This window comes from Mesorhizobium sp. M2A.F.Ca.ET.067.02.1.1 (genome assembly GCF_004023285.1).
In the GTDB taxonomy this organism is placed as follows: domain Bacteria; phylum Pseudomonadota; class Alphaproteobacteria; order Rhizobiales; family Rhizobiaceae; genus Mesorhizobium.
In genome coordinates this window covers 1-6216 of sequence record NZ_RZSB01000341.1, presented here as the reverse complement: position 1 = coordinate 6216, position 6216 = coordinate 1, and the positions used below count along the sequence as shown (strand labels likewise).

6 protein-coding genes are annotated in these 6216 nt (G+C 68.1%); 5 read left to right on the top strand and 1 reads right to left on the bottom strand.

Annotated elements, in window-relative coordinates; translation table 11 throughout:
* The 5 genes from EOA28_RS21435 to EOA28_RS21415 form a co-directional block, all read left to right on the top strand.
* Positions 1–2058: cobaltochelatase subunit CobN (locus tag EOA28_RS21435; RefSeq protein WP_189342126.1), on the top strand; the 2058-nt coding region annotated here is incomplete at its 5' end.
* Positions 2055–3554 carry a precorrin-3B synthase gene (cobG, locus tag EOA28_RS21430; protein ID WP_127253819.1) on the top strand — a complete coding sequence of 500 codons (1500 nt, stop codon included), beginning with the start codon at positions 2055–2057 and terminating at the stop codon, positions 3552–3554. The genes EOA28_RS21435 and cobG, both read left to right, overlap by 4 nt.
* Positions 3555–4187 carry a precorrin-8X methylmutase gene (locus tag EOA28_RS21425; protein WP_127253818.1) on the top strand — a complete coding sequence of 211 codons (633 nt, stop codon included), beginning with the start codon at positions 3555–3557 and terminating at the stop codon, positions 4185–4187.
* Positions 4184–4948: a precorrin-2 C(20)-methyltransferase gene (locus EOA28_RS21420; protein WP_127386500.1), complete on the top strand. Its 765-nt coding sequence runs from the start codon at positions 4184–4186 to the stop codon at positions 4946–4948. The genes EOA28_RS21425 and EOA28_RS21420 overlap by 4 nt, the downstream gene beginning before the upstream one ends.
* Positions 4945–5709 (top strand): precorrin-3B C(17)-methyltransferase, encoded by a 765-nt coding sequence (locus EOA28_RS21415; protein WP_128315234.1) that lies wholly within the window; start codon positions 4945–4947, stop codon positions 5707–5709. The genes EOA28_RS21420 and EOA28_RS21415 overlap by 4 nt, the downstream gene beginning before the upstream one ends.
* On the opposite strand, the gene EOA28_RS21410 is transcribed toward EOA28_RS21415, so the two are convergent.
* The coding region (locus EOA28_RS21410) for a precorrin-6A/cobalt-precorrin-6A reductase (protein WP_128315233.1) at positions 5673–6216 on the bottom strand (544 nt) is incomplete at its 5' end. The genes EOA28_RS21415 and EOA28_RS21410 overlap by 37 nt on opposite strands.

Sequence of the window (6216 nt, the reverse complement as noted above, 5' to 3'; positions counted from 1 at the left end):
CCCCTTGCTAGGCCGAAAATTGGCGAAAGCCGAGCGCAAAAAATAATCTCCCCCCTTGAGGGGGAGATGTCCGGCAGGACAGAGAAGGGGGCGACGGAACGCCTGCCTTTGAAGGCTGCCGCCCCGCAACACTTCCGTTTCCGCGCCGCCACCTTCGGCAACATCACCGTGGCACTGGCCCCCGACCGGGGTCGCTCGGCCGACCGCCGCGCTGACTACCACGACCCAACCCTGCCTCCCCGCCACGAGCTGATCGCCTTCGGGCTCTGGCTGCAGAAATCGCTCGGCGTCCACGCCATCGTCCATGTCGGCGCGCATGGCACGCTGGAATGGCTGCCGGGCAAGACGGTCGCGCTCTCCGACACCTGTTTCCCCGAGATCGTCACCGGCTCGCTGCCGGTCATCTATGCCTTCATCGTCTCCAATCCCGGCGAAGCGGCGCAGGCCAAGCGCCGCATTTCCGCCGTCACGCTGGGCCATCTGCCCCCGCCCTTGACCGGCGCCGGCCTCGACGAGGCCCAACAGAGGCTGGAACGGCTGGTAGACGAATATGCCCAGGCCGATGGGCTCGACCGCCGCCGCCGCGACCGACTTGCAAAGCTGATCGTCGAGACGGCGCGGAAGACCGGGCTTGCCTCGGAAGCCGGCATCGCCAAGACCGATCAACCCGACGAAGCGCTGCGCCGCATCGATGCCTGGCTCTGCGACCTCAAGGATTTCGCCGTCAAGGACGGGCTGCATGTCTATGGCCGCGCGCCGGAGGATGAAGCCGATCCGCTGCGCCGGCAAAGCGCGGCGGTCGAAAAAACTAACCTGCTCGCCGCGCTCGACGGCCGCCACATCAAGGCCGGCCCTGCCGGTGTGCCGGCGCGGGGCCGCTCCGATGTGCTCCCCACCGGCCGCAACCTCTTCACCTCCGATCCGCGCACCATGCCGACGCCGACCGCCTATGATCTCGGCCAGGCGGCGGCTGAGGAAGTGGTGCGCAGCTACATGCAGAGCCATGGCGACTGGCCGCGCTCGCTGGTCATCGACCTCTGGGGCTCGGCCTCGCTGCGCACCGGCGGCGAGGAGATCGCGCAAGGCCTGGCGCTGATGGGCTGCCGGCCGCAATGGGATGCCGCCACCGGCCGCGTCACCGGCATCGAGGTGCTGCCGCCGGGCGCGCTCGGCCGCCCGCGCGTAGACGTCACCTGGCGCATCTCCGGGCTGTTCCGCGACATGTTCCCGACACAGATCGCGCTTATCGACGCCGCCGCCAATGCCGTCGCCGGCCGCGACGAGGACGATACGGAGAACCCGCTCGCCGCCGCGACACGCGCTCATGGCAAGATCGCCCCGCGCATCTTTGGCACGTCGCCCGGCACCTATGGCGCCGGCGTCGAGGATTTGCTGTCGCGCTGCGAATGGGGCGTGCGCGAGGAGATCGGCCGGGCCTATCTGGAGGCCACCTCGCACGCCTACGGCGGCGCCGACGGCGAGGCGATTGCGGCGCCCGGCGCCTTCGAGGGCCGCGTCGCCGAGGCCGACCTGCTCGTTCACACCGGCGACGATCCGGGCCGCGATATCCTCGAAGGCTCGGCCGATGTCGCCTTCATCGGCGGCTTTTCGGCGGCGCTTGCCGCGCTTGGCCGCAACGCCGACGTTATTGTGCTCGACACCACCGACCCGCAGAAGCCGAAGCCGCGCTCGGTCGGCGAAGCGGTTTCGCGCGTGGTGCGGGCCCGCGCCGTCAACCCGCGCTTCATCGCCGGCCAGATGCGCCACGGCCCGCGCGGCGCCTCGGAATTCGCCGAAACAGTCGACCGCCTGGTCGGCTTCGCCGAAACCACCCATGCCATTTCCGGCGCGCTGATCGAGGCCGTCTACAACGCCTATGTCAGCGATCCGGACGTTCGCGCCTTCCTGCTGCGCGAGAACCCGGCGGCGGCGAAAGTTATCGCCGAGCGCTTTCTCGCTGCCCGGCGGCGAGGCCTCTGGCATCCGCTCAGGAATTCCATCGACGACGATCTCGCTGCCTTGATCGCCGAAGCCGAAACAAACGAGGTGGCGGCATGAACGCCTTTTCGCGCCGCGGCGCCTGCCCTGCTCTCAGCGCGCCGATGCAGACTGGCGATGGGCTTTTGGTGCGGCTCAATCCAGTCACTGGAGGACTTGCGCCAAACTTGCTGATCCGATTAGGCGAATCCGCTCTGCGCCACGGCAACGGCATCATGGAAGTGACCGCGCGCGGCAGCCTGCAGATCCGCGGACTGAGCGCGGAAAGCGCCCGGATGCTGGCGGCTGAGGTGGATGCGCTTGGTATTGCGGTGCGCAGCGGCGTGCCCGTCGAGACGGGGCCGCTGGCGGGGATCGATCCGCAGGAGATTGCTGACCCGCGTCCGCTGGCGGAGCGGCTCAGGGCGGCGATCGAAGAAGCTGGGCTGACGGCAAGGCTGGGGCCGAAGGTATCGGTGGTTGTCGATGGCGGAGGACAGCTTACGATGGACGCTGTGGGGGCCGATGTAAGGCTTGAGGCGGTGCGGGCTGATGCGGGCATCCACTGGAGCGTGTCGGTTGCCGGAGATGGTCGGACTGCGAAGCTTCTGTCGACAGTTGATGCTGATGCGGCGCGCGACATTGCTGTGACGGCACTCCTGATGGTTGCTGAGAAAGGCCGTGAGGCGCATACCCGCGATCTCTCGGACAGACAGCTCAATTCGCTCGCAAGTTGGCACTCCGTCGCCCCCCTCTCTGTCCTGCCGGACATCTCCCCCTCAGGGGGGGAGATTGGCAGCTTTGCCGACGGCTCCCTCTCTGCAGCGAACCCGCACGTCTTCACGTCTGCGATTGGCGAAAGCCGCGGTGGCAAGGCAATCTCCCCCCTTGAGGGGGAGATGTCCGGCAGGACAGAGAGGGGGGCGACGGAACGCCAGCCGGCGGGAAGTCCCATCGACACCTTCAGTCTTCCGGGAGGCCACGCCCTCGGCATCGCCCTCCCCTACGGCAGCATGCCCGCTCAAAACCTCATCGACCTGGCAACACAAGCCACTAACCTCGGCGCCACCGAAATCCGCCTCGCCCCTGGCCGCGCCCTGCTTGTCCTCGGCCTCTCTCCGTCCGCCTGCACCTCGCTGCACGCCTCCGCCGCCACCCTCGGCTTCGTCACGTCCGCCACCGACCCCCGCACCCACATTGCCGCCTGCCCAGGCACGCCGGCCTGCGCCTCCGGCCGCATTGCCACCCGCGCCATCGCCGAGACGATCGCAAGAGAAAGCGCCGAACTCCTCGACACCTCGCTAACCCTCCATATTTCCGGCTGTGCCAAGGGCTGCGCGCATCCCGGCGCGGCGACACTCACCTTGGTCGGCGACGAAAACGGAGCCGGACTTGTCGTGGACGGGACGGCAAAGGCCCTTCCTGCCGGATACAGGCCGGGCTATGACGCCGGCCGCGGCATCGTCGGCATCCTTGCCGCGCTGCGGGCGCAAAGACACCAGGGCGAGACCGCCGCCGCTTGCCTCACAAGGCTTGGCGCCGCCAGCATCGCCGAACTCTATCGACGGAACCAGTGAATGGCCGCCTACGACTATATCCACGACGGCAACGCGATCTATGAGCGCTCTTTCGCCATCATCCGCGCCGAGGCGGACCTGTCGCGCTTCTCGGAAGCCGAAGCCGATGTCGCGATCCGCATGATCCATGCCTGCGGCCAGGTCGAAGCCGCCAGCCATTTTGTCTTCTCCAACGATTTCGTCACCGCCGCTCGCGCGGCCCTGGCCGCCGGCGCGCCGATCTTCTGCGATGCAGAGATGGTGGCGCATGGCGTCACCCGCGCCCGGCTGCCGGCCGGCAACGAGGTAATCTGCACGCTGCGCGACCCGCGCACGCATGACATCGCCAGAGAAATCGGCAACACCCGCTCAGCGGCGGCGATCGACCTCTGGGGCGAGCGCATGGCCGGCTCGGTCGTCGCCATCGGCAATGCGCCGACCGCGCTCTTCTATCTTTTGGAAAAACTGCGCGACGGCGCGCCAAAGCCGGCCGCGATCATCGGCATGCCGGTCGGCTTCGTCGGTGCCGCAGAATCGAAAGATGCGCTGGCCGAAAACGCCTACGGCGTGCCCTACGCCATTGTGCGCGGCAGGCTGGGCGGCAGCGCCATGACCGCCGCCGCGCTCAATTCATTGGCGAGGCCAGGCCTGTGAACGCGCCTGTTAAAGAAGGTTTGGCAAAAGGCCGTCTGGTCGGCGTCGGCACCGGCCCCGGCGACCCCGAGCTGCTGACGCTGAAGGCCGCGCGCGCGCTGGCCGAGGCCGATGTCGTCGCCTATTTCGCCAAGCGCGGCAACAACAGCAATGCGCGCGCGATCGTCGAGGCGCGTTTCCGGCCCGACATGGTCGAGCTGCCGCTGCTCTATCCGGTGACGACGGAAATCGACAAGGATCACGACGACTATCGCGCGCAGATCGCCGATTTCTACGAGCAGTCGGCCGAACAGGTCGCCGAGCATCTCGGCGCCGGCAGGATGGTGGCGGTGCTGTCGGAGGGCGATCCGCTCTTCTACGGCTCCTACATGCATCTGCATGTTCGCCTGGCGCATCGCTTCCCAACCGAGGTCATCCCCGGCATCACCGCCATGTCCGGCTGCTGGTCGGCCACAGACCTGCCGATCGTTCAGGGCGACGACGTGCTGACAGTGCTGCCGGGCACGATGAGCGAGTTCGAGCTGACCCGTCGCCTCGCCGATACCGATGCGGCCGTCATCATGAAGGTCGGCCGCAACCTGCCGAAGATCAGGCGCGCGCTGGAGGCGACCGGCAAGCTGGCGAGGGCCGTCTATGTCGAGCGCGGCACTATGCCGGGCAGCGTCTCGATGCGACTCGCGGAGAAGCCCGACGACAAGGCGCCCTATTTCGCCATCGTGCTGGTCGCCGGCTGGTCGGCCCGCCCAGGGGCAAAGCCATGAGCGGCCGCCTTACCGTTATCGGTCTCGGCCCCGGCAATGCCGACCAGGTCACGCCACAGGCTGCCAATGCCGTCGCCAAGGCTTCCTTCTTCTATGGCTACAAGCCCTATCTCGACCGGCTCGAGCTGCGGCCGGATCAGACCCCCATCGCCTCCGACAATCGCGAGGAGCTCGCCCGTTCCAACGAGGCGCTGGCCAAGGCGGCCGAGGGCCATAACGTCGCCGTCGTTTCCGGCGGCGACCCCGGCGTCTTCGCCATGGCTGCGGCCGTTTGCGAGGCGATCGAGGCCGGTCCCGACGAATGGCGCGCCATCGACCTCGCTGTCGTTCCCGGCGTCACCGCCATGCTTGCCGTCGCGGCCCGCATCGGCGCGCCGCTCGGCCACGATTTCTGCGCCATCTCGCTTTCCGACAATCTGAAGCCGTGGGAGCTGATCGAGCTACGCCTGCTGGCGGCTGCCGGAGCCGGCTTCGTCATCGCGCTCTACAACCCGATCAGCAGGGACCGCCCCTGGCAGCTCGGCCGAGCCTTCGAGTGCCTGAAGGCGATCCTGCCCGGCACCACGCCGGTGATCTTCGGCCGCGCCGCCGGCCGGCCGGACGAGCGTATCGAGGTGTTTTTGCTGGCGGACGCCGATGCGGCAAAAGCCGACATGTCGACCTGCATCATCATCGGCTCGCCCGAGACTCGCATCATCAGGCGCGGCGATAAGCCGGCGCTGGTCTACACGCCGCGTTCGGCAACGGGCGCGAAAAGATGATCGACTTTGGCCGCCAGCGCATCGACGGTTTCGGCCGAGGGCACGTCAGGCAGAGGCGGCCGACGGATCATGACCACTTCGATGCCGAGCGCCCGCGCGGCGGCGATCTTGCCATAGGTCGCCTCGCCGCCGCTGTTCTTGGAGACGACGGCATCGATCCCGTATTTTTCGAGCAGCGCTCGCTCATCCGCTTCCGGAAACGGTCCGCGCGCCAGCAGATAGAGCGCATCGGGCACGGCCAGCTGCGGCTCGACCGGGTCGACGCTGCGGATCAGGTAACAGTGCTGGGGCGCGGCCTCGAAGACGCCTGCCTCCTGCCGGCCGATCGCCAGGAAAACGCGGCGCGGCGCCCGGCCGAGTGCCCTCGCCGCCTCGGCAGCACTGTCGACCAGCGTCCAGTGATCGCCCGCGACCGGCTCCCAGCCAGGGCGCCGCAAGGCCAGGATCGGCACGCCGGATTGCCGCGCCGCTTCAGCGGCGTTGGCCGAGATCCGGGCGGCGTATGGA